Annotated in this window: 28 protein-coding genes and 1 pseudogene; 10 read left to right on the top strand and 19 right to left on the bottom strand. The window is 30.1% G+C overall.

Annotated features, from left to right (window positions below):
• Positions 1-131 precede the first annotated feature (131 nt).
• The 3 genes from H527_RS0115040 to H527_RS0115030 all read left to right on the top strand — a co-directional run bounded on the left by H527_RS0115040 (position 132) and on the right by H527_RS0115030 (position 1,937).
• Positions 132-593, top strand: coding sequence for a DUF4442 domain-containing protein (locus H527_RS0115040; protein WP_027413467.1), 462 nt, complete (start codon positions 132-134; stop codon positions 591-593).
• Positions 594-814: 221 nt separating this feature from the next.
• The gene (locus H527_RS0115035; RefSeq protein ID WP_027413466.1) at positions 815-1,606 is read left to right on the top strand and encodes a TIGR00266 family protein; all 792 of its coding nucleotides are present in this window, start codon (positions 815-817) and stop codon (positions 1,604-1,606) included.
• A gap of 133 nt (positions 1,607-1,739) precedes the next feature.
• Positions 1,740-1,937 (top strand): hypothetical protein, encoded by a 198-nt coding sequence (locus tag H527_RS0115030; RefSeq protein ID WP_027413465.1) that lies wholly within the window; start codon positions 1,740-1,742, stop codon positions 1,935-1,937.
• 15 nt (positions 1,938-1,952) lie between these two features.
• Here the strand turns inward: H527_RS0115030 and H527_RS0115025 are convergent, their stop codons facing one another.
• A complete protein-coding gene (locus H527_RS0115025) occupies positions 1,953-2,903 on the bottom strand; it encodes a LysR family transcriptional regulator (RefSeq protein WP_027413464.1) in 951 nt (316 codons plus the stop codon).
• A 456-nt stretch (positions 2,904-3,359) separates the two neighbouring features.
• On the opposite strand from H527_RS0115025, the gene H527_RS0115020 reads away from it, so the two are divergent.
• On the top strand, positions 3,360-3,908 hold the full coding sequence (locus H527_RS0115020) for an HD domain-containing protein (RefSeq protein ID WP_035088309.1): 549 nt from the start codon (positions 3,360-3,362) through the stop codon (positions 3,906-3,908).
• A gap of 152 nt (positions 3,909-4,060) precedes the next feature.
• Entirely contained in the window at positions 4,061-4,801 is a 741-nt protein-coding gene (epsC, locus tag H527_RS22285; RefSeq protein WP_051316794.1) for a serine O-acetyltransferase EpsC, read from the top strand.
• A gap of 29 nt (positions 4,802-4,830) precedes the next feature.
• Here the strand turns inward: epsC and H527_RS0115005 are convergent, their stop codons facing one another.
• From H527_RS0115005 to H527_RS0114980, 6 genes are all read right to left on the bottom strand, one after another.
• Positions 4,831-6,036: a DUF58 domain-containing protein gene (locus H527_RS0115005; protein ID WP_229809298.1), complete on the bottom strand. Its 1,206-nt coding sequence runs from the start codon at positions 6,034-6,036 to the stop codon at positions 4,831-4,833.
• Between the two features lie 128 nt (positions 6,037-6,164).
• Positions 6,165-7,157 carry an AAA family ATPase gene (locus tag H527_RS0115000; protein WP_027413461.1) on the bottom strand — a complete coding sequence of 331 codons (993 nt, stop codon included), beginning with the start codon at positions 7,155-7,157 and terminating at the stop codon, positions 6,165-6,167.
• A 9-nt stretch (positions 7,158-7,166) separates the two neighbouring features.
• Positions 7,167-8,354: a DUF4350 domain-containing protein gene (locus H527_RS0114995; protein ID WP_035088306.1), complete on the bottom strand. Its 1,188-nt coding sequence runs from the start codon at positions 8,352-8,354 to the stop codon at positions 7,167-7,169.
• Positions 8,347-9,027 (bottom strand): DUF4129 domain-containing protein, encoded by a 681-nt coding sequence (locus H527_RS23205; protein WP_051316793.1) that lies wholly within the window; start codon positions 9,025-9,027, stop codon positions 8,347-8,349. Before H527_RS23205 ends, H527_RS0114995 begins: the two co-directional genes overlap by 8 nt.
• A gap of 52 nt (positions 9,028-9,079) precedes the next feature.
• Positions 9,080-10,003 (bottom strand): hypothetical protein, encoded by a 924-nt coding sequence (locus tag H527_RS0114985; RefSeq protein WP_027413459.1) that lies wholly within the window; start codon positions 10,001-10,003, stop codon positions 9,080-9,082.
• Positions 9,984-10,952 carry a stage II sporulation protein M gene (locus tag H527_RS0114980; protein WP_027413458.1) on the bottom strand — a complete coding sequence of 323 codons (969 nt, stop codon included), beginning with the start codon at positions 10,950-10,952 and terminating at the stop codon, positions 9,984-9,986. Before H527_RS0114980 ends, H527_RS0114985 begins: the two co-directional genes overlap by 20 nt.
• A 39-nt stretch (positions 10,953-10,991) precedes the next feature.
• On the opposite strand from H527_RS0114980, the gene H527_RS0114975 reads away from it, so the two are divergent.
• Positions 10,992-11,717: an RDD family protein gene (locus tag H527_RS0114975; RefSeq protein WP_027413457.1), complete on the top strand. Its 726-nt coding sequence runs from the start codon at positions 10,992-10,994 to the stop codon at positions 11,715-11,717.
• A 130-nt stretch (positions 11,718-11,847) separates the two neighbouring features.
• Here the strand turns inward: H527_RS0114975 and H527_RS0114970 are convergent, their stop codons facing one another.
• Positions 11,848-12,582: a peptidylprolyl isomerase gene (locus tag H527_RS0114970; protein ID WP_035088304.1), complete on the bottom strand. Its 735-nt coding sequence runs from the start codon at positions 12,580-12,582 to the stop codon at positions 11,848-11,850.
• On the opposite strand from H527_RS0114970, the gene H527_RS0114965 reads away from it, so the two are divergent.
• Positions 12,576-13,220, top strand: a complete 645-nt coding sequence (locus tag H527_RS0114965; protein ID WP_027413455.1) for an NUDIX hydrolase — start codon at positions 12,576-12,578, stop codon at positions 13,218-13,220. The genes H527_RS0114970 and H527_RS0114965 overlap by 7 nt on opposite strands.
• A gap of 43 nt (positions 13,221-13,263) precedes the next feature.
• Complete coding sequence (locus H527_RS0114960; RefSeq protein ID WP_027413454.1) at positions 13,264-14,067, top strand: lysophospholipid acyltransferase family protein; 804 nt, start codon at positions 13,264-13,266, stop codon at positions 14,065-14,067.
• Between the two features lie 207 nt (positions 14,068-14,274).
• On the opposite strand, the gene H527_RS0114955 is transcribed toward H527_RS0114960, so the two are convergent.
• The 9 genes from H527_RS0114955 to H527_RS0114915 form a co-directional block, all read right to left on the bottom strand.
• Positions 14,275-15,507: a porin family protein gene (locus H527_RS0114955; RefSeq protein WP_035088302.1), complete on the bottom strand. Its 1,233-nt coding sequence runs from the start codon at positions 15,505-15,507 to the stop codon at positions 14,275-14,277.
• Between the two features lie 347 nt (positions 15,508-15,854).
• Positions 15,855-16,610: a LytR/AlgR family response regulator transcription factor gene (locus H527_RS0114950; RefSeq protein ID WP_027413452.1), complete on the bottom strand. Its 756-nt coding sequence runs from the start codon at positions 16,608-16,610 to the stop codon at positions 15,855-15,857.
• Positions 16,611-16,704: 94 nt separating this feature from the next.
• Positions 16,705-17,013 (bottom strand): 2TM domain-containing protein, encoded by a 309-nt coding sequence (locus H527_RS0114945; protein ID WP_027413451.1) that lies wholly within the window; start codon positions 17,011-17,013, stop codon positions 16,705-16,707.
• 26 nt (positions 17,014-17,039) lie between these two features.
• Positions 17,040-17,396 (bottom strand): 2TM domain-containing protein, encoded by a 357-nt coding sequence (locus tag H527_RS0114940; RefSeq protein WP_035088300.1) that lies wholly within the window; start codon positions 17,394-17,396, stop codon positions 17,040-17,042.
• Between the two features lie 2 nt (positions 17,397-17,398).
• A complete protein-coding gene (locus tag H527_RS0114935; protein ID WP_027413449.1) occupies positions 17,399-18,739 on the bottom strand; it encodes a 2TM domain-containing protein in 1,341 nt (446 codons plus the stop codon).
• Positions 18,740-18,905: 166 nt separating this feature from the next.
• Complete coding sequence (locus tag H527_RS0114930) at positions 18,906-19,529, bottom strand: hypothetical protein (protein WP_027413448.1); 624 nt, start codon at positions 19,527-19,529, stop codon at positions 18,906-18,908.
• Positions 19,530-19,673: 144 nt separating this feature from the next.
• Positions 19,674-20,099, bottom strand: coding sequence for a DUF2141 domain-containing protein (locus H527_RS0114925; RefSeq protein WP_027413447.1), 426 nt, complete (start codon positions 20,097-20,099; stop codon positions 19,674-19,676).
• Between the two features lie 29 nt (positions 20,100-20,128).
• Positions 20,129-22,285 carry a TonB-dependent receptor gene (locus H527_RS0114920; RefSeq protein WP_027413446.1) on the bottom strand — a complete coding sequence of 719 codons (2,157 nt, stop codon included), beginning with the start codon at positions 22,283-22,285 and terminating at the stop codon, positions 20,129-20,131.
• Positions 22,286-22,533: 248 nt separating this feature from the next.
• Positions 22,534-23,829 (bottom strand): NAD(P)/FAD-dependent oxidoreductase, encoded by a 1,296-nt coding sequence (locus H527_RS0114915; protein ID WP_027413445.1) that lies wholly within the window; start codon positions 23,827-23,829, stop codon positions 22,534-22,536.
• Between the two features lie 143 nt (positions 23,830-23,972).
• Here H527_RS0114915 and H527_RS0114910 point away from each other — a divergent pair, with 143 nt between their 5' ends.
• Together H527_RS0114910 and H527_RS0114905 are read left to right on the top strand one after the other, a co-directional pair.
• Positions 23,973-24,467 carry an RNA polymerase sigma factor gene (locus tag H527_RS0114910; protein WP_027413444.1) on the top strand — a complete coding sequence of 165 codons (495 nt, stop codon included), beginning with the start codon at positions 23,973-23,975 and terminating at the stop codon, positions 24,465-24,467.
• 4 nt (positions 24,468-24,471) lie between these two features.
• Positions 24,472-25,095 carry a hypothetical protein gene (locus H527_RS0114905; protein ID WP_027413443.1) on the top strand — a complete coding sequence of 208 codons (624 nt, stop codon included), beginning with the start codon at positions 24,472-24,474 and terminating at the stop codon, positions 25,093-25,095.
• Positions 25,096-25,104: 9 nt separating this feature from the next.
• On the opposite strand, the gene H527_RS0114900 is transcribed toward H527_RS0114905, so the two are convergent.
• Together H527_RS0114900 and H527_RS24210 are read right to left on the bottom strand one after the other, a co-directional pair.
• Complete coding sequence (locus H527_RS0114900; protein ID WP_027413442.1) at positions 25,105-26,292, bottom strand: LETM1-related biofilm-associated protein; 1,188 nt, start codon at positions 26,290-26,292, stop codon at positions 25,105-25,107.
• 154 nt (positions 26,293-26,446) lie between these two features.
• A pseudogene (locus H527_RS24210) lies at positions 26,447-26,715 on the bottom strand (IS4 family transposase); the annotation flags it as partial.

Below are 26,715 nucleotides of genomic sequence, written 5' to 3'. Positions count from 1 at the left end.
TTATGCAAATATATGGTTAAAAAAAGGTATTATGCAAAACATAGTACCATAATTTAACATATATTTAAGATTTCGAATTGTTTTATAGGGGGTTTCTTTTACTTATATTGTGAGAACTAAAAATCAAACTGATGAATATTACTCCAAGAAAACTGAATATATTTTTACTAGTTAAATTACCTTCTGCGTGGTTATGTGGGGTACGCGTAAAAAACATTGATAACACTAGGTGTATTGTTAGTGTAAAACACCGATGGATAAATCAAAACCCTTTTAATTCTATGTTTTGGGCAGTACAAGGAATGGCGGCTGAATTAACTACAGGTGCATTAGTGACTAGTTATATTAAAAATAGTGGTAAAAATATTTCTATGTTGGTTGCTAATAATAATGCAACTTTTACCAAAAAAGCTACTGGTAGAATCACTTTTGTGTGTAATGATGGGGGTTTGGTAGAAGATGCAATTAAAAAAACAATTGAAACGGGAGAAGGGCAAACATTATGGATGAAGGCCATAGGAACTAATAAAGAAGGTGTTGAGGTTTCTACTTTTAATTTTGAATGGACAGTTAAAATAAAGAAAAAGAAATAAATGATTTTAATCCACATTGTGGAGTTTAATCTATAGAATTCCTCGAGGCTAGCCTCGAACAAAATATATTTTCGGAAGCATACCTCGTAAGTTTGCTCCGAAATTATTGATTTAATGGAATGAATAGAATGTAACATTTTCTTAAAAGTGCTTACTTATAGATGGACTATTCATTACTCTATATTAATAGATTATAGAACAATAATTTAAAAAATTAAAAAATGACAGCACACGAAATAGACTATGAGATAATAGGAGAAGAAATGCAATATGTAGAAATAGAACTGGATCCGCAAGAAGGAGTGATTGCAGAGGCGGGTAGTTTTATGATGATGGAGGATGGTATAAAAATGGACACAATTTTTGGAGATGGCTCTGAAAAAAATAAAGGGGTCATGGGCAAAATCTTTGGAGCAGGTAAACGATTATTAACTGGAGAAAGTTTGTTTATGACGGCTTTTTATAATCAAGTAAGTGGTAAAAAGAAAGTAAGTTTTGCGTCTCCTTATCCAGGTAAAATTATTCCGATAGATTTAACTAATTATGGTGAAAAATTTATTTGTCAAAAAGACGCATTTTTATGTGCTGCAAAAGGAGTATCTATAGGAATAGAGTTTTCTAGAAAACTCGGTAGAGGATTATTTGGAGGAGAAGGCTTTATTATGCAAAAGCTAGAAGGCGATGGTATGGCTTTTGTTCATGCTGGTGGTACTACGTGTAGAAAAGAACTACGACCAGGTGAAAAACTAAAAGTAGATACAGGTTGTATAATAGGTTTTTCTAAAGATGTAAATTATGATATTGAGTTTGTAGGAGGTATAAAAAACACTATTTTTGGAGGAGAAGGTTTGTTCTTTGCAACCTTAACAGGCCCAGGAGTAGTATATATTCAATCCTTACCTTTTAGCAGGTTAGCAAATAGAGTTTTAGCTTTAGCTCCACGATCAGGAGGTAAAAGCAAAGGAGAGGGGAGTATTCTAGGAGGACTTTTAGATGGTGATAACAATTTTTAACAATGTTAAATAATCGCTAAAATACGATCTTATAGCTTTATTTGCATATATTAGCTATAGCAATTTTAAAAATTATAAGATTATTCCTACATTTTTTTGTTTAAACATAATGTTTATAAACCCCTATTAATTTATGGCTAGAGCAATGTTTGATTATACTAAAACTGTACTAAATAAAGTAAGTTTTGATGTTAATCTTTTTACAAAGGAAGTTCTCAAAGCACTAAACAGGCTACTTCCACACGAAATTGAAGAATTGAAAATTTGGATTCAATCTCTAACAGTAAAACAACCAGAATTAGAATCTTGTTTAATCTATTTAAAAACATAAAATAAAAGCGACTATTTAGTCGCTTTTTATTTTTGTTAAAGGGCTTATAATTTGTACGTTTTGAAAAGTAATAGCTCCTTTTACTACACCAGCTATAGTAGAATGTAAAGCTTCTATAATTTGCATTTTTAATTCACTTTTATTAAAGATTAAGCTAACTTCTCTCGCGGGAGAAGGATCATTAAAATAATGTAAGTTATTTTTTTCACTTTCTTTTATATCCAAGGTGTGCAAATATGGTAAGAGAGTCATTCCTAATCCTTCATTTGCTAATTTTATAAGTGTTTCAAAACTGCCACTTTCTAATTGAAAGTGATCTTCTTCATAACTTTTTTTAGTTTTGCATAAATTGATTATTCCGTCCTTAAAACAATGCCCATCTTCAAGTAATAACATATCATCAATATCTAGATCTATAATATCAATTTTTTTCTTTTGATTAAGTCTATGGCTTGAAGGGATGTATCCAACAAATGGCTCATAATATAAAACTCTTTCTTTTATAGATTCATTTTCTAACGGAGTGGCTGCAATTGCGGCATCTAAATGACCATCCTTTAAGCGTTCTATAATTGCTTCTGTATGTAACTCTTCAATTTTTAATTTTACTTTAGGATATTTTTTTATGAAGTTATTCAAAAACATAGGTAATAATGTTGGCATTATTGTAGGAATTACTCCTAATTTAAACTCGCCACCTATAAACCCTTTTTGTTGGTCTACAATATCTTGTATACGCTCACTTTCATTTACAATATTTCTTGCTTGTTCCACAAGTTTGTTGCCAACTTCTGTTAATTCAATTGGTTTTTTACTACGATCAAAAATAAGAATATCCAACTCTTCCTCTAGTTTTTGAATTTGCATGCTTAGGGTAGGTTGTGTAACAAAAGTTTTTTCTGCAGCTTTAGTAAAATTTTGATGTTCTGCTACTGCTAAAACATATTTTAACTGTGTAATGGTCATAGTTTATGATTTTGGAAAACAAAAGTATAAAAGCTATTGATATTATTTATTAATAAATTATTAAAAATTTATTTTATCTATTGTTTTTTATGTAGAGAATACTTAAAAACAGAAATATCTAGATAGTTATCTAATTTCTTTTTATAGATGTATTAAAAAATATCATTTTTAGTGTAGCCGAAACTTACTTAACGAAATGAATAGCTCTCGATAGGGGGATCAAATAAACAAGGTAGATTTATATAGATGATATTGTTAATCAGTTTTTTTTCTTTAGATAAGGTTATCTTGTACATGAATAAAAACTAACAAGTTGTTGTTTAAAATCGATTTTTTAAAACAGTTGCTATTTTGAGGTTGAATTGTAAAAGGTTAGAGAGTTTCAATAAATAATTTGAGACAAACTAATAATCAATTAGATTTGTAGATAATATAAGGTAAACACAGCTAATAGATATGACACAAGAACTATATCAAAAAGCAATCAAATTTGCTGGAGAAAAACATAGTGAACAAAAAGTTCCAGGAACAAATGCTAATTATCTTTTACATATTTCAAATGTAGCTATGGAAGTATTGCTTGCATATCATTTTGATAACTCCTTTGATATAGATTTTGCGATACAAGTAGCAATTTTACATGATACGATAGAAGATACAGCTACAGATTTTGAAGAGATTAAACAAACTTTTGGAGAATCTATAGCCAAAGCGGTACAAGCTTTAACCAAAGATGAAAAGTTGCCGTCTAAAGAAGAAAAAATGAAAGATAGCCTAACTCGTATAAATGCACTGCAAAAAGAAGTTGGAATAGTTAAAATAGCAGATAGAATTACAAACTTGCAAACTCCACCAAGGCATTGGTCTAAAAGTAAAATAGTGAAGTACTACGAAGAATCTAAATTAATTTCATCTACCCTTATTAATAAAAATGAATATTTAAACAAACGGCTAGAATCCAAAATAGCGGAATACAAACAAAGGATTGAAGCATTGCAATTGTAGATGAAATACCTATTTTTCTATGATGAATAAAGGAGGTGTTGAGATTATCAAAATGCTTAATGAAATTAAAGTAAAGTATTTTATCAAAGTAAAAAAAGATGAAGTAAAATAAAAAATGATCTAAACTTTAGGATCATAGAAGCTTAAATTAAATGAAAAACATCTGGGATAAAATAAAAATCGAATCCGAAAGATTTATTAATAACGAACCAGTTATAGAAAAGGTAATACGCTATAATATAACAGGGAAAGAGAATTTTTGGGCTTCAATTGCATCTATATTAAGTAAAAAACTAGCTAATGAGTATTTACCTAAAAAGGAATTGGAAAAAATAATTATTCAGATACTAGAAGAGGATAAGGAGATCCAAAAACAAATTATTACAGATCTTCAAGGATATTATGATAGAGATTTTGCTTGTAATTCCTACTTAGAAGTCCTTTTGTTTTATAGGGGTTTTCAAGCTGTATCTGCGTATCGAATAGCAAGAAGTTTTTATTTGAAGGATCAAAAACTGACCTCTAAGTTTTTTCAAAATAGAATTTTTGAGGTATATGCAATGGATATTCATCCTAATGCTAAATTAGGTAAAGGGATAGTGATTGATCACGGTATAGGATTGGTTATAGGAGAAACTTCAGAAATAGGGGATAATGCTTTTATTTTTCATAATGTAACATTGGGAGGAACAGGGCATGCAGGAGGAGACAGGCACCCAAAAATAAAGAATAATGTATTTATAGGAGCGGGAGCAACTATATTAGGCAACATAACAATTAACGACAATGTTAATATTGCTGCCAGTAGTGTAGTAACCAAAGATGTAGATGCAAATACTACTGTAGCAGGGATTCCTGCAAAAGTAATTGGAAAAGCAAAAAAGTTACAATAATAAAGTCTTTTAGTCTTTTTTTATAAGGGTTATAGAAGTCCTCTGGCTTTAATCTCTAGGTATTTGTTTATGGTATTTATTGTTAGGTTTTCTGGAGCGGTAAGAATAGAATGTATACCATGTTTGCTTAATTCATTAACGATCATTTTCTTTTCATACACGAATTTTTCTGCGATTGTTTTTTCAAAAATCTGTTGTGTAGTACTTGCAGGAATATCTAAAAGAGACTTTAATTCTGTGTTCTCAAAGAAAATTACAACTAATAAATGTGTTTTAGCAATTGCTTGTAAATAGGGGAGTTGTCTGTGTAATGCATCTAAGGTCTCAAAATTGGTGTATAATAATAATAAGCTACGATGGGTAATACTCCTTTTTATATCGATATACAGTCGTGCAAAGTCAGATTCTGCAAAATCGGTAGTAATATTATATAAAGTTTCCAGAACCAAATTCATTTGGCTTTTTCGTCGTTGCGCTACCACAGTATTTTCTACTTTACGAGAAAAAGTAAACATACCTGCTTTATCTTGTTTTTTGATTGCAATGTTCGAAATCACCAGAGTAGCATTAATAGCACAATCTAGTAAACTTAATTCATTAAAAGGCATTTTCATAACACGCCCCGTATCGATAACCGAGTAAATAGGTTGTGATTTTTCGTCCTGGTATTGGTTTACCATTAAATGGTTTCTCTTTGCTGTAGCTTTCCAGTTAATGTTACGAATATCATCGCCAGATACATATTCTTTAATTTGTTCAAACTCCAGAGTGTTTCCTATCTTTCTTATTTTCTTAAGTCCGTATAATTTTAATCTATTGGTAAAAGCTACAAATTCATATTTTTTAAGCTGTAGAAACGAAGGGTAGTTAGGTACCATAGCTTCCGTAGAAAACTGTTGTTTTCTGGATATAAGACCAATAGGAGAGGAGGTGAAAATATTAAGATTTCCAAAATGATATTCTCCTCGCTGCGTTGGTCGAACGGTATATGTAAATTTTCTTTCTTGAGAAGGTTTTAAGGTAGATGTTATATGAAAACTTCTATGTTGAAACTGTACGGGTAACTCATCAATAATAGTAATGTTACTTTTAAACTGATATCGATTGGTTATGGTAATTTCAATATCGTTTGGATCTCCGTTAGATAATTTTTCGGGTAAAATCCTGTTGGCTTGCGTTCCTAATTTATTTTTATATAGAAGTAATATATCAAATACTAATGCTATAATAAGCATAAAAAAGAATAATCGGGCAATACTAAATATATTCTCGAAAAAGTAAGAAATAATAAACAGTATCACAATGCTAAAGAATGTGATAAAGAATAATTTTTTAAGATATATACTTTTTAAAAAAGTTCTCACTATCTAGGGATTTCTATAGTTTCTATAATTTGTAATACTGCTTTTTCTGTAGTAAAACCTTCCATTTCTCGTTCTGGAGTTAATATAATACGATGTCTAAGTACAGCAGGAGTTACTTTTTTAATATCGTCTGGTGTAACAAAATCCCGCCCGTTAATTGCAGCAAGTGCTTTAGAAGCATTCATTATTGCTATAGAGGCTCTGGGAGAAGCACCAAGGTATAAATTACCATTATTACGTGTATTATTTACAATTGATGCTATATATTTTAACAGATTATCTTCGATAATAATATTTTTAATAGTTTCTTGATATTCTGCGATTTGGGCTGCATCCAGAACAGGTTGAATTGCATCGGTAGCAACTGCATTTTTTCTTTGGTGATGCCCTTCAAGAATTTTAACTTCTTCTTCCAGAGATGGGTATCCAACATTTATTTTAAACAAAAAACGGTCTAATTGCGCTTCTGGTAAGGCATACGTACCTTCTTGCTCGATTGGATTTTGTGTGGCAAATACCAAAAATGGTGCTTGCATTTTATTTTCAATACCGTCGATTGTAATTTGGCGTTCTGCCATAACCTCAAACATTGCGGCTTGTGTTTTTGCAGGCGCACGGTTAATTTCATCAATTAATATGATATTAGAAAAAATAGGACCTTTTTTAAATTCAAATTCTGAGGTTTTTATATTAAATATAGAGGTTCCTAAAATATCACTGGGCATTAAATCTGGAGTAAACTGGATTCTATTAAAACCTACATTCATTGTTTTGGCAAGTAGCTTTGCGGTTACTGTCTTAGCTACTCCTGGAACACCTTCAATAAGCGAATGGCCATCGGCTAGTATCGATAAGATTAATAACTCGATCATATCCTGCTGCCCAACAATAATTTTACCTAACTCATTTTTAATTTGCTGTACTGCTTCTTGTAAATTTTTTAGATCTATTCTGGTATTAAATTCTATAGGGTTTTCATTTTTTTCTTCCATAATCTATATCTATAGTGTAAATTTTTCTATTTTTTTGTTTAGTGCAATTAGATCAGCTTCGGTATGCGCAATTCTTCCTTTTAGGGCATGAATATGATCTACCAATTCTTTAGTATCAGTAAGAGAATGACCGCTTTTTACCGCTAATTTATTGATGAACGTTGTATCTAATTCGTTGGTGTTTAGATAGTATTGGCTTCTTAGTTTTTCTAGAAAGTATGTGATCTTTTTAGAAATAATATCGCTATAATCTTTATGCTGAAAGTAAAGGTCACCTATGGTTTTAGCAAACTCGATAGAGGTGTTTTGTAATGGTTCTACAACAGGAATAATTCGTTGCTGTCTTTTTCCTTTAAAAATAATAAAAATCAATATCCCGATAATTAAAAGGTAATATGCCCATCGCAAGGGGATTTGGTTTAATACAAATCGCATAGGCGAATTTATAATTTTACGACCAGATTTTAGATAATCATCCCAATACAAAGTAGGATTTTTTTGTAAAAAGGATAGAGTGTTAGCAGCATATACACCGTTATCTTTTAGCATATAATAATTAGAAAAAGCTTCGGGTATGGTGTTTAAATATATCTCTCCTTTGCCTTCGGTAATTTTTATAAAATTTATCTGACTTAGTTTTTCTTCTTCATTTTTTAGATACCCAAGCACTTTAGTTTTTGTAGTATCAAAACTCTTAAAAACAGATTTATAAACCCCTTTTTTAAACTTAGGCAAGGAATCTTGTTGTAGATAGGACGAAAAAAATGTAGGTGTAATTTCTTCTTCGGTTATTTGATAATCAATATCGGTTTCGATACGTAATGAGTCTTTTAGTATTTCTCCAAAATATCTTCCTGCCAGGAACACAGAGTTTCCTTGTCTTACAAATGCTATTAATTTTTCGTAGGAACGTTTATCAAAATCCAGATTTGTATTGATAAAAAGGTATGCAGAATTGGTATTGTACGTAGAATCGCTTAAGAATTCATATGGATTTTTAGAAACTAAATTTACATTTTTGTCTTTATAAGTTTCGGTAAGCTCTTTATAAAGAATGTAACTCCCAAACGGGATTTTATCTACAGAGGTATAACTAGGTTTCCAATTAATAGGTTTTGGTCTGGTTACCTCAATTACAATAATAGCAAGTAATGCAGCTCCAAACAGAATGAGTATGTTTCTAGATTTTTTATCCAAGGCTATTCATTTTTGTATGTAACTGATCAAATGATTTTTTTGCATTTTGATACCCTTCTTCGTCTAAATCAAATTCGCCATACCATATATAATCATATAAGTAGGATATTCTGTTAAAATTAGTTTTTAGCGAAGAGTCTGTTATTTCTTTATAATAATCGGTATTTGTTTTTTCAAAATGATACTGAATAATATTTTTTATAGATAAATCTTGTAGCGCTTTTAAATACATATATCGTATGGCGAGGCGGTAATTTTTTTCACTAAGCGCATTGGTAATTAGTTCGTTTAGATCTATATTCTCTATATGTTCTTCTGTAATATGTATAGGAGCTACCAGATTATTTTTATTCTTAAAAAAAGACACAGCATCTTTGCCTGTAAGCACACGAATTACAAAATAAATAGCAACAATTATTAATAATATATATATAATATTTTCTATTAGTTTTGCAAATTCTGGAGATATGTCAATCCCAAAAATATCTTTTAAACCATTGAAAAGCCAATCAATTGCGCGAGCTAAAAGATTTTGAGTTTCTCCCTCAAGGGTATTGTATTCAAATTCTTTACCATTATATTTTTGGCTAAGGTTTTCTGAAAAATCTTGCAATATAACCTTACTACTGTCTATTTGGATAGTTATGTTTAACGAGTCTTTTTGTGCAGCCATAGGCAGACTTAAAAAAGTAACAAACAAATAGCAAAATATGTAGAAAATATTTTTATTCACTTTCTCCAATTTGATTTATTTTTTCGCGGGTATGAATGTTATATTTTTCTTCATGAAGAGAGAAATATAAAATACCATTAACAAACTGAGATAAGGATTGTGAATAGGCAGAAACTATTAGCAAGATACAAAGCCCAAACGTATAAACAATTTTTGCTACGATAGAGTCTCCAACATTAAAACCACTATCCACTACATGAAATGTATAAAACCCAACGATAACGCCTGGGATCATTAAAAGAAGTAATAGTAGTATGCCAATAAGCATTCCTAAAATAAAATTAGTGCCTACACATTTCCAGAAATTATTTTTTACTAAATCCCAGCCTTCGCCTAATGCCTCTGTAGGGCTTTTATTTTCATAAAACATAGCCATAAACGAAACTCCAAGCCATGATGAAATACCAAAACTCATTATTAGACTGGCAAAGAACCCTAGTATAGGTATAATGCTAACTATAAAATTTATAATACTATATACTATATATATAACCACTAATAAAAGGATAAATACTATTATATTACTAGAATTGTATTTTACTATAGACCATACATCTGTTCTGTTTTCTATAATCTGTTGTTTTTTATCATATTGTATTATATATGCGGATGCCAAGCTGTAGTTTAACGCAGCGATAACCATAAAAACAACTAAAAATAGAATTACTCCAAACCCAATATACATAGTAGATTCAACCTTGCTAGAGTTGCCAAGACCAGATTCTACATTAAACATCCCTATAAAACCAGTAACTAACAAATAACTTGCTCCTAGTAATAAGAATATAAAAATACCATTGTAGGATATAAAAACGTTGGTAAAACTTTTTATATTTTGTTTTAAAAAATCAAAATAAGTAGAAACTATTTCTCCTACATCTCTACGTTGTTTGAGTTCAATGTAATTTTCGTTCATAGTTTTTATTTAAAATAATAGGATATACTATATAATAAAATACAATTAGAGCCAAAGAGCTAAAAATTATAGTCATTGCCAACCATACGGGCATATTAGAATATCTGGTAATAAAACCTTCAATAAAACCAGCAATGATAAAGAAAGGAATAGTACTGATCACAATTTTTAATCCATTTTTTGCACCTTTCATAAAAGATACTCGTCTTGAAAATGTTTTGGGAAATAAAATACTATTCCCCATCACTAATCCTGCGCACCCGGCAATAACAATTACAGAGATTTCTATAGTACCGTGCAGCCAAACAGATTTAGAAGCTTCAAATAATAATCCTTCGGTATAAAAAAATGTCATAAAGGCTCCTAACATAACCCCATTGCTAAATAAAATATATGCTGTTCCTACCGAAGTAATCACACCAAAAGCATAAGCGATAAAGGCTACTCTAATATTATTTATGGTAATCCCTAAAAAAGAGCCTACCATGCTACCACTTTTGTAAATAGCAGTCGGTTCTCCTTTTTCGATGTTGTTTAAGGTTTCATTTACATAGGCATCCCCAAGTATTAATCGTAAAAAAGAGGCATCATTAAGTGCAGACAATATCCCGATACAGCAAGCCACACCAAATAAGATAAACGTATATAATAAAGTTTTTTGATGAGCATAAAAAAATAAGGGAAACTCTGTTTTCCAGAAAGATATAATTCTGTTTTTACTTTCTTTTTTATTTCTGTATATTTTTTGATGTGCCTGAGAGGCAAGTGAGTTTAGATACAAAAGTGTTTTACTGTCAGGATAATACGTTTGAGCATAAGACAGATCATTGGTTAATTGGATGTAATAATCTGCAAGCTGATCTGGACTGATCTTAAAATTTTCTGTGATAGCTTTTTCAAAAGCTATCCATTTTTCCTTATTTTGCTTCACAAAAGCTGCTTCCCGCATCTATCAATTTTTGAGATAAAGATAATTACTTACTTATAAATGGCAAATTTAACAATTAATACCACACAAAACGTAAATCTAGCGTATAAGACTGTAGGCATTGGAGAACGAATACTAGCTTTTTTAATAGATGCTTTTATATTATGGCTATATTTATTTATAGTAAATTTTATCACAGCTTTAATAGGAACTGCCTTTGTAGATAATTGGACTGTTTTTGGTATACAATCCCTTTTGTTTTTGCCAATATCTTTTTATTCTTTATTCATGCATATTGTTTTTAATGGAAGAACTGTAGGTAAAATGGTTTTAAAAACTAAAGTAGTACGAGTAGATGGATTACCTGCTAATTGGAGTAATTATATGATACGTTGGTTATTGCGATTAGTAGATATATGGATGTTTTTAGGTTCTATAGGTATTTTAAGTATTTTGTTTTCTAGTAAACACCAACGAATAGGGGATGCTGCTGCTGGTACAGTGGTTATTACTACAAAACAGAAAGTAAAAATCTCGCATACGATTCTAGAAGAAGTAGAAGAAGCCTATCAGCCTAAATTTTTGAACGTTACCAAACTGTCGGATAAAGATGTTCGATTAATTAAAGAAACATACCATATTGCCTTAAGATCTAACGATTTTAAAACAATGAAAGAGTTGCGTAATCGGGTAGAGGAGGTTTTAGAAATTAAGTCTGATTTGTATGATAGGCAGTTTTTGGACATTATTTTAAAGGATTATAATTATTATACGCAGAAATTGTAAAAATAGGTTTTGGGTATGTAGGTATAAAATTGTTTAATGTAGATAGAGTTTCAATAACTTCAGCCCCATAGTTAAGATTTTAATCTTAAGGGGTATATATTCTAGGTTTACAAAATCAAGGGCTTACAGATTATTCTACTACTTCGGCTTTTATAAAAATATTTTCTTTAGGCCATTCGCTTGTATCTACAGGCACATTAGAGATTTTATCTGCTATATCCATTCCTTTTACAACTTTTCCAAAAATAGTATGTTCTCCATCCAGATGAGCAGCTCCGTTTTTGGAAATTACAATAAAAAACTCAAATGGGGTAGAACGATTAGATGGATTATCCACCCATTGTTTGGATAAAGCAACAGCACCTCTTACATGTTTCAGCCCATCAACGGGTTCTTGGGGTATGGTATAATCTCCTATTTCAAAACGTTTATTTGCCATTTGTTGGCGATCACTGTTGCCACCTTGTATAACAAATCCTTTTGCAACGCGGTAAAAAAACGTTTCATCAAAATATTTTTGTTTTACCAAATAAATAAAATTAGCTCTGTGTATAGGTGTTTCTGTGTATAGTTGAATATGGATATCCCCATAGCGGGTATTTATTTTAACCAAAGTCTCTGGATTATCTTTTCCGTATTGTGTCATAAATTCTCTTAAATTATCATTGGTTAATTTAAAAGGCTCTTCTTCCAAAATTTTATCTTTTGTAGTGGTATTACCTTTTTTTGTTTCTTTTTTATTTACAGAAACAGAGTCTATATTTGCTTTTACATTCTGTTTATTTTTTTTAGAATGCGTATCTTCACAATTAGAGAATAGGATAATAGCTATACAAAAACATAAAATAGATTTGGTCAATGACATTTGAAACGTTTAAAGATTTAATACCAAAAATAGAAAAAATGTCAGTACCAGGAGAGTCCTCTCATTTTATTATGGCTCCAGAGATTCGTTTAAAGGAATTAAATCGTTTAAAGATAGAGGAAAAAAATCCTCGTAATGCAGCAGTAATGATGCTCTTTTATCCCAAAAAGACAATTTCTCACTTTGCATTAATTTTACGTCCAGAATATGAAGGAGTGCATTCTGGACAAGTTGCACTACCAGGAGGAAAAGTAGAGACATTTGATTTAAATTACATGGAGACCGCATTGCGCGAAACCCAAGAAGAGGTAGGGGTTCCTACAGATACCGTTACGGTTCTTAAATCGCTAACCAAAGTATATATACCTCCTTCTAATTTCTGGGTGCATCCATTTTTAGGATTTGCAGAGCAAAGACCTAATTTTATTCTTCAAGAAGAAGAGGTTGCTAAAGTAATCGAGGTTCCTTTGTTTGAATTACTTAATGAAGATAATGTGATTACTAAAAAAATGACTACTTCTTATGCTAAAAATATAGAGGTACCTTCCTTTGAATTAAATGGTTATATTGTTTGGGGTGCTACAGCAATGATGCTTAGTGAGCTTAAAATGCTTTTAAAGACCTCTATAGAGTTATGATTTTGTATATTTGGCGTTACTAAATACAACTGTTTTTTCACATATGGGATTATTTAAAAGAAATCCATTTGGACATATATTATTTTTAAAAAAATGGCTTATCCGTATTATGGGAGGCTTAACACATAGTCGCTATAGGGGGTTTAATGAATTACAAATAGAAGGAAGCGAAATCTTTAAAAATCTTCCAGATAATGGAGTGTTGTTTGTATCCAATCATCAAACTTATTTTGCCGATGTTGTTGCCATGTTCCATGTATTTAATGCTAGTTTAAGTGGACGTACAGACTCTATAAAAAATGTAGGGTATTTGTGGCAACCGAAGCTTAATTTATATTATGTAGCGGCAAAAGAAACAATGAGAGCCGGATTATTAGCAAGAATTTTGGCTTATGCTGGTGCAATAACAGTAGAACGTACTTGGAGAGATAAAGGTAAAAATATTAATCGCCAAGTAAAAATGAGTGATATAACAAACATATCCAGAGCTTTAGAAGATGGATGGGTAATTACATTTCCACAAGGAACAACAAAACCATTTAATCCTATTAGAAAAGGAACTGCTCATATTATACGAAAATATAAACCGATCGTTATACCTATCGTAATAGATGGTTTTAGAAGATCTTTTGATAAAAAAGGTATTCGAATAAAAAAACGAGGAATATTACAATCCATGGTGATTAAAGAACCCTTGGATATTGATTATGACAATGACTCTATTGATGATATTGTGAGTAAATTAGAGTTCGCTATAGAACAACATCCTTCTTTCTTAAAAGTTATACCTCAAGAAGAATTAGATGCCGAAGAAGAATTAAACAAAAAAAGAAAGTGGGAGTATTAAAGATTTTCTCTTTACAGTTTTTATGAATATAGGTATGTGATAATATCACTTATGGTATAATCTAATAGAATGGATAATCTACAATGTTGCTATTAGAAAAGACGAAAAATTTTTATTTTAATCCACATTGTGGAGTTTAATTCTCTAAAAAAAAACCATCCTCTGTACTAGCGAGTGCAGAGGATGGTTTTTTAGTAAATATTTTTTTTAAAATATTCTATATCCAAATATTATAGAAGGAGATTGGTAATTACTATTCCAGGACGAGCTCTCAAAAAAATTTGATTTACTAGGTAGTCGTGCTTCAATACTATATTTATCTTTGTATTTATACCCAACTCCTAAAACAAAAGTATCAGAGCTTTTTCCTTTTATATCTAGACTATTTTCATCACTAGATTCAATTTTAGAGTTGAAATTTATATTTCGACTATAGGCAGCATTGATAAAAATTTTAGAATTATTTTTTATGAAAAAGCCATATCGTAATCCGATAGGTATTTGTAAGGATTGATAACTAAATTTTGCATTAGTAACTTTGGTTATTCCAAGAGCTAGTATTTGAAAATATTGGATATCTTTTGCTTCTGTTTTAGAGTGATGATATGTTGGTTCTATAAAAAAAGACCACTTATTATTATTAAAAGGTAAAATAAATTCTGCTTCTAGGCCTAATCGTACTCCTAAATTATTATCAAAATCGGTTTGTTTTCCTGTAGAAATATTTGTAACTGAAAATGATGTGATTTCTATTCCAGGTCTTATACTTAGATTGAACAAGTTTTTATTTGATTTTTTTGTGTAATCTATAAAACTTTCTTCTTTATTCTCAGAGTTATAGATATTAAAGTGCTTTGCTAAATCTTTTTTTGTGTATTCGTTTTTTTGAACATCACTTATTTTACTATTATTATGTTTTACATCATTCCATAATTGTTGGTGATACTTTTTGTTTTTTGCAATTTGTGTGTTACTCATTTTATATTCCTTATAAACCAAAGGCATTATACTATCATTATCGATAGAATAAAAATATTGCTTTTGATTATTTTCCTGATACATATATAAAGAAGCTTTACCATCTATTAGGTATTTAAGTAACACAGTTTTTTTTAAGAATTTAGGCTCTTTATTATAGTCTAACTTTTTGATGTTTTTTTTATATTGATTAACATTTACTTCGAATCTTCGGTATTTACTATTCTCAGCAATAGAAAATTCTTTAATTTGACTAATTAATAACGTTTTATTCGTAGAGTCTTTAGATATTTTATAATTAATTTCTGAGGGGTTGTATAACCAGTCTTTATTTTTAATAAAACATTCTGTTTTTACTCCAGCATTATCAATAAAATATCCTTTTTCGTATTTAGTTTGTGAAAAAGCTTTTGAATTTATAATGATTAATGATAATAATATAAATAATAATTGGTATTTCATTTTTTTGAGTTATAAATTATTGAATTTTATTTTGTGATTTTTTTATTAGCACAATATTAAGAAACAAAAGTTTCATTTTTTGCCACTTTCATTTTTAATATTTATTTTAAGCTAAACTACTATTAAAATTAAATTTAGGCAATATAGTAAATAGGGTATAATCCCCCTTTTATAATGCACGCTAGTATTTGATGTAAGAAAATTTACATTCAATGATTTCTACAGGAAATAGTTCTTCGATCCTAACGGAGAGAGAGAGAGAGAGAGAGTTTGCTATGAAAAAAATATTTATTAGGGTAGCTTTTTTAATCAATCTATTATATCGAAATTAAGGATGAAAAAAATAATTACTCTAACCACATTTTAAAATCTTTTACTCGTTCTCTTGCTACAATAATTTCTTGCTCATTAAAATGATTAAGTTTTACTTGTAATCGGGAGTTGGTATAAGAGATAATATCACTTATGGCATTTATATTAATGTAAAATTTTCTGCTGGTTCTAAAAAATTGTTGAGGATTTAACTCTTCTTCCAAAGACTCTAATGTGGTATCTATTAGATAATTTCTATTATCTGTAGTATGTAAATAGGTACCTTTGTTTTCAGAATAGAAGCATTCGATTTCTTCTACAGAAAATATTTTTAAATGTTGACCAACTTTAGCTGTAAATCTTTTTTTATAAGTTCTGTCTATTGGATTTATTAATAGTTTTTTAATATCTTCAAAATCTATTTGTAGATGTTTTTTGCTTGGTATTTGTTCTTTGTATTTGGCTACTGCAGCCCTCAATTCCTCATCATCTATAGGTTTAAGAAGATAATCAATGCTATTTAACTTAAAAGCTTTAAGAGCATATTCATCATAAGCAGTGGTAAATATAATAGAGCTTTTTATAGTAACTACATCAAATATTTCAAAAGATAATCCATCACTTAACTGGATATCCAAAAATATTAGATCGGGATGTTTATTGTTACGAAACCAATCGATAGACTCTTGCACAGAGTGTAACATGGTATGTGCTTCTATGTTTAACTCATTAAGCATTCTGCCAAGACGCCTTGCTGCTGGTTTTTCGTCTTCGATGATTATAATATTCATTTTGGTTCTTTAGTTTTTGAGTGATTTAGTTTTTAAGTATTTGTACTTTTAAGTTCATATATTAACTTACTCAAAGATTCTCGTACTAACTGAATCACTCCCATAGTTGTTTGTTATTGTCTTGTTCTTCTTCCATGTATTTTCTAATTTTTTGTTCTTCCCAGTCTTTATTGAACATAGGATTAACTCTATATGCTTTGATAGCATGAAAAATAATACCAATCCCCCAACCAAATGCAGCCCATAAAAACCAAGCGGATCGCCACTCGTTTTGGTAATAATTTATACCAGCCAAAAAGCTTATGATTACTGTGTAGGAGATAAGATTATTATAAAATTTTTTTAGATCTTCTACGCGATTTTTAGCACGTTCATATCTTTTTTGTTCGTTAAAATCCTTCATTTCTATTTTTTTTAAGGGTTATAAACTTAAAAATCTTCTTTGTCCATTAATTCTTTGATCTTTCGTTTTTCCCATTCAGATCCAAAAACAAATCTTTTAAATATTTTACTTAAGAAATTATTTTTTTTAAATACGCGGAGACCATGAATTAATAAGCCAATTCCCCATAAAATGGGAGTAGCGAGTAAATTCCAGTTTAGCCATTCTATAAAGCCTTTATCAGTAAATGCATTATTGTTGTCTGTGTAAATAAACCGATTTATACATATAATTATAATATTTATTACAATATAAACAACAAGATGATTGTAGAATCCTTTTTCATCTTCTACCCGTTTTTTTGCTCTTTTATATCGGTTTTGTTCTTTTTCTGAAGTATTCATAATTACTTAGGTTTAGATTCTTCCATATATTTTTGTAGTTTCTTTTTTTCCCAATCTTTGCCTAAGATGTGAAAACCAAAAGCATCTGAGGCATGAAAAATAAGTCCAATTCCCCAGCCAGCTAACGGAAAGAAAAACCAAGGAAAGTTAAACCCATTTGTTTTATAATTTATAAATATCAGAAAAGGTATTACAATGCAATATGCGGTTAAACTACCATAAAATTCTTTTATTTTTTTAACTCTTTCTTTTGCTCTTTGATATTTTAAGTTTTTAATTTCCTCAATATTTAGCGGGATTGTAGAGTCCTCTATTTGTATTTTTTTTGTTAACATTGGTAATTCTGCAATAAATGAATGATTTGTTTTATATACCGAAAATTTCCTTTTTGTTAGTAAAGCATACCGTTGTTGTACATTAACTAGCCCTACACCACTGCTGTGCTTTATAATTTTTTTTGGTTGCAAATTATTTTCTACAATCAAAAAATTATCTTTTTCATAGATTTTGATATGTAAAGGTTTTTGGGGCATGACTATATTATGTTTAACCGTATTCTCTAATAATATTTGTAAGGACAAGGGAACTACTCGGGCAGTTGGGTTAGATGCTTTTTGTGGAATCTCAAATAGAATACTATCCTCAAAACGTAATTTTATTAAAGTCATATAAGTTCTTGCAAAGTTTAGCTCTTCGTCTACAGTAACCAGTTCTTTATCTTTTTGTTCTAAAACATATCGATACACTTTAGATAAAGAGGTAGTGAATTTTTGGGCTAATTTAGGGTTCTCTTCAATTAAAGAGGTTAATACATTAAGGCTGTTAAACAAAAAATGAGGGTCTAATTGATTTTTTAAAGCTGTAAATTTAGCTGAAGCAGTACTTGCAATTATTTTTTGTTCGGTAACTTTCTTTTCTTGTAAAGCTCTGTAAAAGTATATTAAGTGAAAAAATAGAGAAGCTATGATAGTTAAAAGTAAAGGAAAAATATAGTCTTTAAAAGATTGATTAGTAATGAATTCTGAACTTTTTTGGGTTTTAAGTATAATTACAGCAACAATAAATTGGCATATTGTATACCCGACCATTGTTATAATTATAGAACCTCCTGCACCAATTAAAACTCTTTGTAATCCTTTATTTTTCCATTCGAATTTATGATTGATAATATTAAAATAAAGAGAATTAAGATATGTTAAAAAGAAACAATATAAATATGCAATGGCCCACCACTTTATAGTAAGAATTTGCTCAAGATTAAACCCGTTTACAGATAAAGTAACTAATGCCACTACTACAGAAATAATAAGAGAAACAAGAGCTATTTTTTTTAAATCATTCATTTATATTTCTTTTTATTTTAGAGTCCCATTAAAGGTTTGATTTTAATCAAAAGCTGGTTTTAATCCACATTGTGGAGTTTAATTCTCTCGAGGCTTGTCTCGAAAACAAAATATATTTTCGGAAGCATACCTCGTGAGCTTGCTCCGAGGTTATTGATTTGCAAAATTATCCTTTACAGTTTTTCTGAACACGTTTCACTTCATTTTTACCCCATTTTGGGTAAAATGGAATATCCTGTGTTTCGTTTTCAAAATACAATATAGCTTTTTCTACCTCAGGACAAAAGGCTTTTGGGTCACTTCCAAAAAATTTAGCACTTCCCATTTTCCATTCGGCATGGTATAATACAGCTCTTGGGTTTTTTGGTTCTAATGCTTTTGCTTTTTGATATAACTGTTCTACTTTGGCAGAATGCGTCATGCCATATACAGAAGGGTTATAAGCTACGTATGCGGTGTTTAAAAGGGCTTCCATAATATATATTTCGGCATTTTCTTTAGCAATAGTTTTAGACTCATTTAGATATTCTTGTGCTTTTTTTAATCTGGATTCTATAGCTTCGGCATCTTTACTACCAAAAGTTGAAGTAATATGTATTTGGGCAGCATAATAATATGGTAGCCAGTTTTCTTTTTCTGCTTTGGCAATGCGCTCAAACATATTAATTGCTTCTTCTGGAGTATTGTTTTTCCAAAGTTCAAAAGCTTTATTCATCCCTTTTTCATAAGAAGATTGTGCATTAATGGCAGTTAAGGTTAAAAAAGTGAGTAGTATTAAAATTGTTTTCATGATGGTGTAATTTTTTTTGAAGCATACCTCTTGGGCTTGCTCCGAGGTTATTGATTTTATTACTGTAAAGATCATTAGGATGCAGATCTTTTTAAAAAATTTATGACCAAAGTGTATTTTTTAATGGATGAAATGTAAATACATCTATAATTGGATAGATTGCGAGGTGTTCTTATCCAAAATAGAGAACTTAGCTTCTTCCCAATTTGGTGGACCAAACTTACCTTTAGCATTATTGCTTACCCCATAAGGCTCTGTAGGGATTTTAAAAAAAGTGTTAAGCTTCTTGTTATTATCTTTATCATGATATAATGAAATAGCATATGTTCCCTTTGGAACATTTTTAAAAGCAATTTGCAGACTTCCTTTTTTAGCCTGTATGCTGGTAGATGTATAGGGGATGTTTAAAAAACTACTTTTACTATTGTACAGACCAACCTGTATGGTTCCTTCGTTTGATTCTATATTAGATATAGTAACGGTTAGAGAATGTTCTTGTTCTTGAGCAAGAATAGTTGTTTTTGCAAATAACAGGAGTAATAGGAGAGTAGTGAATTTTAAAGTTCTCATAATAGTTTGTGTTTTAGTTTAAGTAACTTTTATAAGTTATCTAATTGATTATCGGTTTTGTTATCACTTATGGTCCAGAAAAAACCGACAATAAAAAACCGATCTGCATTAGGACGTATGGTTCGTCTAGAAAAATTTCCGTTTGTATTAGGAGTATTTGCATATTGATAGTTAAAAACATTATCAAATCCTAAAACATTAGATACAGATACATACAATATTTTTTGTTGACTTATTAAATATGCCCAACTTACATCTACAGAGTTAAAAGTTTTGGTTTTACTATTTTGAAAAACAGATTGATTAGGGTTATTGTATGGTCTGCCAGAGGCAAAATTATAGGTAGTACTTAGTAAAGATTTCCAATCTTGGACCCAGTATTTAGTAACTAACGAGACATTGTGCTTTGCAGCAAAATTGGGTGTTGCTTTGGTTGGGAAATTTTTATAATCTCGTTTGGTGTCTAAATAAGAATAGCTTAGCCAGTATTCTAAATTTTTGATAGATTTATTGTCTCTCCAAAAAACATCAACACCACTAGCGTAACCACTACCATTATTGGTATACATGCTATTAAACTCTGGAGTATTGGTATTGTATTTAATTAGGACATCATACGATTTATAATATCCTTCAGCTCTAAAAGTTCTATTGTTGTTTTGGTATAGATAATTAAATATATAGTGGGATGATTTTTCAGGTTCTAGGTCTGCAGTATATTTTAAGATTTCTTGTTGTGCTGTTTGATAAAAATCACCGTACGCTAAGGATATTTGTGATTTAGAAGAGGTTTTGTATGCTAAAGACGCTCTGGGAGAAATTTTGGTAACATCTATTAAAGTATTATGTACTCCTCTAACTCCTATTTGCATAGCTAGCTTTTTACTAAAAAATATGTTTCCTTCGGCAAAGGCAGCAGTACTATTGTTGTTAAAAGCAGATCTAAAAGTTCCAAAATCAGTAGTTGTTGCTTTTTCAGAAAAGGAACTTATAAATTGTTCTGCTCCAAAATTAAGTTTAAATCGATTACTAAACCTTTTTCTAAGTTTTACTTTAAAGTGAAAACTATTATCTTCGTTATCCACAGTAGTATTGTCGATTTTAATGTCGTTGTGATCATTTGCAAAACTTGTTCCGGCACTAATTTTCCAATCGGGGGCTAAATCTCCATTATAAGAGGTGTTGATATAGGTATTTCGGTTTTTAAGGGCAAAGTTAATTCCATTAATCCTATTAATATCTTCTTGTATAAGATCAAAATTACTATAACTTAATCCTCCATAAATTTTTAAAAGTCCTTTGTCAAAAACATGTCGGTATACCGTTTCACCAGATAAAGACTCATAAGGTTTTATCCAATCTATACGTTGAGATATGATTTCCTGATATGGTTTCAAATTCAAATAAAAAGAATTAATACTTAAAGAATTTTTATTCCATTTTTGTGTATTTTCTGCACCTAACCCTACATTTATTAACTGAAGCTCTGTTTTTTTTTGATCGGGTTCATCTATAGTATTTAATAATAAAACACTGGATAATGCATCTCCAAATTCTGCAGAGTATCCTCCTGTAGAAAAATTAGTACCATTAAAAAGAAAAGAAGAGAATCGACCTCTGGTAGGGATATTATTGGCAGTAGGATTAAATGGTTGAAAAACCCGAAGTCCATCTATATATATATTAGTTTCTTTAGCGTCTCCTCCGCGAACAAAAAGTCTGCCATCTTCAGACACGTTAGAGGTGCCTGGCAAGGTTTGTAATGCACCGATAAAATCACCCGCTGCCCCTGCTGTAGTGACTATATCCATAGGAGTAAGTACAGATGCTTTACTGTTGTCTCCCGCAGAAAATGTTCCTGCATTTAGTAGTACACTATCTAATGAATTTACGTCTTCTTTTAATCTAATTTTTAAATCTTTCATTTCTAAAATAGTAGTAGTTATAGAAAAGGTTTCAAAGGATAAAAAAGAAACTAGTAAGGTCTGTATACTTTTCTCAGTTGTAGTAAAAGAAAAAATACCATTATCATTAGTAGATCCGCCATCGTATGTGCCATCTAAGTACACATTAGCTCCTTGGATTGCAGTTCCCGCAGGATCTGTTACTTTTCCGGAGATAGTGGTTTGCGCATTCGAAGTGCAAAATAGGAATACTAATAAAATAAGATATAATAGTAGTTTCATGTGTACATTTTTTTGTTTACAGATCAAAAGTCTGACATATACACATGAAATAGAATTGAATCTTACCGAACTGTAGAAAAACGAAGATAAATTGAAATAGGATTACCTTTTACTATAAATTCGAGTGATAATTGGTATGAATATAAGAATACACGATTAAGAAGAAAATAAAGAGAATGTTATATTAAAAAACATTCAAGCTTGAGTTTTTTTACTCAAGCTTGAATGTGAAAAAATACGATTAGTATTTATACTCGATCTATAATGTCTTCTTTATTTTTAAAAGGTCTTACAATTAAACGGGCAGCTTTGTCATAATTTATATAGTTATAGGACCAGTTAAAAAAAGTGACGAATCGATTTCTGAATCCAACCAAAAACCATAAGTGAATAAACATCCAAATAAACCATGCAAAAAAACCGCCAAATTGAAATTTACCTATATCAACTACAGCCTTATTACGGCCAATAGTAGCCATGGAACCTTTATCAAAATATATAAAAGGAGTCATCTTTTTACCTTTTAAAAGGCGTTTTAAGTTTTTAGCTAAATGAGATCCTTGCTGTATTGCAGGTTGTGCTACCATAGGATGCCCTTTTGGATAGTTCGCCGTTTCCATAACAGAAATATCTCCAATAGCAAAAATAGTATCATAACCTTCGATTTGGTTGTACTCATTTACTTTATATCGATTAGCTCTTGGGATTAAAGATTCTGCATTTATACCTGATACGGGTGCTCCTGTAACTCCCGCAGACCAAATAAAAGTAGCCGTTTTAAGAGATAAATTGGTGTTAGTACTTACCAGATTGTTTTCATAATTAGTTACTTGGGTACTGGTATGTATATGCACTCCCATTTTTTTTAAAAACTTTGTAGCTTTTTTAGAAGCAAATTCACTCATAGGGGGTAACACTCGAGAAGCTCCTTCTATTAAGTGGATTTCCATAACATCAAAATCCATATCTGGATAATCCTTAGGCAGGACATTTAGTTTTAATTCTGCAATTCCTCCTGCTAATTCAACTCCAGTAGGACCAGCCCCTGCAAGTACAAAGCGCAAGAGTTCTTTTCTTTCTTCGGGATCTGTAGTAATTACTGCTTGCTCTAGGTTTTCTAATAATAAACTACGCAAATTTAAAGCCTGTGGTAGATTTTTCATTCGCATAGCATTGCTCTCTATCGTGGTGTTGCCAAAAAAATTAGTTTTAGCTCCTGTCGCAATAACAAGATAGTCATAAGATATACTACCAATATTGGTATCTATAATTTGTTTTTTAGGATCTATAGAATCAACCTCTGCCATTCTAAAATAAGAATTTTTGCCCCTCTTTATAATTTTTCGAAGTGGATATGCAATAGAGTCTGGTTCTAAAGAGGAAGTGGATACTTGATAAAGTAAAGGTTGAAAAGTATGGTAATTATGCCTGTCTAATAATACTAGTTGCACGTCTTCTTTAATCATTTGTCTAGCTAGTGCAACTCCAGCAAAACCACCGCCAATAATAACTAATCTAGGTAAACTAGTAGAAGGAATATTCATATACTATATATTGTTTTACAAAGATAAAATGATAGGAGTAAATACCCTAATAATAGCAGGTTTATATGTTTAATTAATATAGATTTATATTTTTATGTAACATAAATGTTTTCTTAGCTACATATAAGATGTAACACACCAAAGTGGATAAAGAATTAGAACATAGTTTTGTAACCAATCTCGAGCAGAATCAGAATATTGTGCATAAGGTATGTAGGATATATACCAATGATCAAGATTCACATAATGATTTGTTTCAAGAAATAACGATACAACTTTGGAAAGCATATCCTAAGTTTAGAGGAGATGCAAAGTTTAGTACCTGGATGTATAGAGTTGCTTTAAATACAGCAATTACTTTGTACAGAAAATCTAAAAGGAGTATTAAGACTACTGATCTGGATACTATAAATTTTAGGTTAAAGGTAGAAGAATATGACGATGAAATAGAGCAACAATTAAAATTAATGTATGCTGCAGTAAAACAACTTAATGATATAGAAAAAGCATTAATTTTTTTGTACCTAGAAGATAAGTCTTATAAAGAAATAGCAGATACTATGGGGATTAGTGAAGTAAACGCCCGAGTAAAAATGAATAGAATAAAAACAAAATTGCAAAAAATATTAAATCCGTAACTATATGGATGAATTAGAATTGTTAAAAAAGGACTGGAAGAAGCAAGAAGGTGGATTTCCTAAACTATCCTATAAAGAAATTTATTCGATGATATTAAAAAAATCATCATCGATTGTACGATGGATTTTTATCATCAGTATTATTGAATTTCTATTATGGGCATCTTTAGATATCCTAGTTAGGCTAAATGGAATGTATGCAAAAGTAGAACAACCAGGGATGGATACATTTTCCTTAATAGCATCTGTTATATCTTATAGTATTTTGATATATTTTATTACCCGTTTTTATTTAAATTATAAAAAAATTGAAGCTACAGATTCTGCAAAAGTACTAATGGAAAATATTATTAAGACAAGAAGAACTGTAAAACAATATATATGGGTAAATATTGGTTTTTTTACCATAGCAATGATTGTAACCATGGGGTATATTCTGTTTTTTACGGAAGAATTTAAAAACCAACCAGTAGGAAATCACCCTCCTATTTGGATTGTTTTGGTTGGAACATTAATTTTAATCGCTGTTTTTGTAGCAGGTATAGCGCTGTTTTATAGGTTGATATATGGTATTTTAACCCGTAGGCTTAAAAAGAATTATAAAGAACTCGAAAGATTAGAGATATAGTTATATAGGCTATCCTTTGTTTTCATTAAAAGCAGAGGGTAATAACTGAGGGATAAACTTAACTAATAAAGGAAGTAAAAGACTTCCTCCTGGAAGAATAAATATAGCCAAAGAAGGGATAGTTTTACAAATATCTAATAATTGTTTTTTTACTTGTTGTTTTTCTTCTATAGATAAATCACGTACGGTAGATTGTCCAAGCAAAATCATTAAATCCTTACTCTCAGATATTTCTTTAATTAAACGTTTTTTGTTTCTTAAAACCAAAAAACTAACAGTTTTTGAGGTTTGTTGATAAAAGTGTAATGCTGGATGTGAATAGTTAAAGAATGAGATCTTATTTTTATGATTATCTATAAATTTTTTAACCAAGTCAATAGACTCTTCAACAGTAGTATTAGATAACTGTAATTCTGCCCCTAAGGCAGACATGAAACTTAATTCACCTTTATCTAACTCTTTATCATTCCAAACAGCTAAACTAGTAAGATCTAGTATATATTTTTTTTCGATTTCATCAGTATAAGAATCCAATTCTATATAATCAAAACTAGCATTTTCTTCAGTCGAAATACTGGTATATCTAACAGAGGAAGAGAATAGTTTAACTAAAAGTTCATCGTATTTATCTTTCTTTTTTTTAGAATTTAGAGCAAGAAAAACAGTATTAGTTAAAGTTTCTTCCAATTTTGCGGCATAATCAAAAGGATTTTTGTCATGTATTAAAAAATATTCAAAAGCTAATACATCAATAAAAAGCAAAGCATTAGTCAATAAATGACTAAAGTTTTTCTTTAGAATTGTTTCGTTTGTTTGTATGCGGGTATGTATTATTTTTTCTAATTTCTCATTAATTTGAGTAGGAAGAATATTACTAAAAGAAAAAAAAGATTTTTTGGTATCTAAAAAGTTATAAAACTGAAGCATTGCTTCCATGCAGTCCTTTTGATTGGTGTTTTCTATCGTATCATAATAGGTAACAACCAATGCAGCAAATAAGTTGATTTTAGTTTTTTCTTCTTCAGAATAGATAATATCTGAGCTTTTATCTAATATGATATCTACAGAAGTGCCATAAATAAAACCAACTCTCCTAAGATTTAGATATAACTCATCGAGCGACCATTTAGCCATTTGAGTGTGGCTATCTAGCTCTCGTAAAAATTTTTCTATCCAACCAGAAGTTGAAGGATTCATTTGGTTAAAGTTTGATGCAAAGTTAATTTTATTTTGCTAAAATTCTATTTTAGAAAGTTATTAAATAGATTACTTACCAATCCTGTCCTAAATAAATTTGTATCATAAAAATTTTAGCCATTTTACATACCTATCGCTATATTTAAGTAAATATTCAAAAAAGAACCCCTTGTATATATTGATTTGGCGGAGGTTGCTTTTTCTGAAACGGATTGTCGAGCCATTTATGGAGGTTAACCTTTACAAAAAGGTTAAGTCTTATGAAGGCTACTAAATTAGACAAGTACCAAGGATGTTTTGCTTGTGTTTTTAACGCTTTTAAGATAAGAATTGTGATCAGAGCAGTCCAAATTTGTATCATCACGGCATTTTGGGTAGTTCCGATAAAAGATTTAATATGTAGTTGTTGCTTTATATCTCTAA

This window comes from Aquimarina muelleri DSM 19832, assembly GCF_000430665.1.
Taxonomy (GTDB): domain Bacteria; phylum Bacteroidota; class Bacteroidia; order Flavobacteriales; family Flavobacteriaceae; genus Aquimarina; species Aquimarina muelleri.
This window is presented reverse-complemented; position numbering and strand designations above follow the sequence as displayed.

Coding starts and splice junctions, on each gene's coding strand:
- H527_RS0114900 (WP_027413442.1), bottom strand. CDS start 26,292: ATGAATCCTTCAACTTCTGGTTGGATAGAAAAATTTTTACGAGAGCTA.
- H527_RS0114940 (WP_035088300.1), bottom strand. CDS start 17,396: ATGAATACTTCAGAAAAAGAACAAAACCGATATAAAAGAGCAAAAAAA.
- H527_RS0114945 (WP_027413451.1), bottom strand. CDS start 17,013: ATGAAGGATTTTAACGAACAAAAAAGATATGAACGTGCTAAAAATCGC.
- H527_RS0114980 (WP_027413458.1), bottom strand. CDS start 10,952: ATGCGGGAAGCAGCTTTTGTGAAGCAAAATAAGGAAAAATGGATAGCT.
- H527_RS0114925 (WP_027413447.1), bottom strand. CDS start 20,099: ATGAGAACTTTAAAATTCACTACTCTCCTATTACTCCTGTTATTTGCA.
- H527_RS0114920 (WP_027413446.1), bottom strand. CDS start 22,285: ATGAAACTACTATTATATCTTATTTTATTAGTATTCCTATTTTGCACT.
- H527_RS0114975 (WP_027413457.1), top strand. CDS start 10,992: ATGGCAAATTTAACAATTAATACCACACAAAACGTAAATCTAGCGTAT.
- H527_RS0114935 (WP_027413449.1), bottom strand. CDS start 18,739: ATGAATGATTTAAAAAAAATAGCTCTTGTTTCTCTTATTATTTCTGTA.
- H527_RS0114985 (WP_027413459.1), bottom strand. CDS start 10,003: ATGAACGAAAATTACATTGAACTCAAACAACGTAGAGATGTAGGAGAA.
- H527_RS0114955 (WP_035088302.1), bottom strand. CDS start 15,507: ATGAAATACCAATTATTATTTATATTATTATCATTAATCATTATAAAT.
- H527_RS0114950 (WP_027413452.1), bottom strand. CDS start 16,610: ATGAATATTATAATCATCGAAGACGAAAAACCAGCAGCAAGGCGTCTT.
- H527_RS0115000 (WP_027413461.1), bottom strand. CDS start 7,157: ATGGAAGAAAAAAATGAAAACCCTATAGAATTTAATACCAGAATAGAT.
- H527_RS0115035 (WP_027413466.1), top strand. CDS start 815: ATGACAGCACACGAAATAGACTATGAGATAATAGGAGAAGAAATGCAA.
- H527_RS0114905 (WP_027413443.1), top strand. CDS start 24,472: ATGGATGAATTAGAATTGTTAAAAAAGGACTGGAAGAAGCAAGAAGGT.
- H527_RS0115025 (WP_027413464.1), bottom strand. CDS start 2,903: ATGACCATTACACAGTTAAAATATGTTTTAGCAGTAGCAGAACATCAA.
- H527_RS0114965 (WP_027413455.1), top strand. CDS start 12,576: ATGACATTTGAAACGTTTAAAGATTTAATACCAAAAATAGAAAAAATG.
- H527_RS0115020 (WP_035088309.1), top strand. CDS start 3,360: ATGACACAAGAACTATATCAAAAAGCAATCAAATTTGCTGGAGAAAAA.
- H527_RS0115030 (WP_027413465.1), top strand. CDS start 1,740: ATGGCTAGAGCAATGTTTGATTATACTAAAACTGTACTAAATAAAGTA.
- epsC (WP_051316794.1), top strand. CDS start 4,061: ATGAAAAACATCTGGGATAAAATAAAAATCGAATCCGAAAGATTTATT.
- H527_RS0114915 (WP_027413445.1), bottom strand. CDS start 23,829: ATGAATATTCCTTCTACTAGTTTACCTAGATTAGTTATTATTGGCGGT.
- H527_RS0115005 (WP_229809298.1), bottom strand. CDS start 6,036: ATGCTTATTATAGCATTAGTATTTGATATATTACTTCTATATAAAAAT.
- H527_RS23205 (WP_051316793.1), bottom strand. CDS start 9,027: ATGGCTGCACAAAAAGACTCGTTAAACATAACTATCCAAATAGACAGT.
- H527_RS0114930 (WP_027413448.1), bottom strand. CDS start 19,529: ATGAAAACAATTTTAATACTACTCACTTTTTTAACCTTAACTGCCATT.
- H527_RS0114970 (WP_035088304.1), bottom strand. CDS start 12,582: ATGTCATTGACCAAATCTATTTTATGTTTTTGTATAGCTATTATCCTA.
- H527_RS0115040 (WP_027413467.1), top strand. CDS start 132: ATGAATATTACTCCAAGAAAACTGAATATATTTTTACTAGTTAAATTA.
- H527_RS0114960 (WP_027413454.1), top strand. CDS start 13,264: ATGGGATTATTTAAAAGAAATCCATTTGGACATATATTATTTTTAAAA.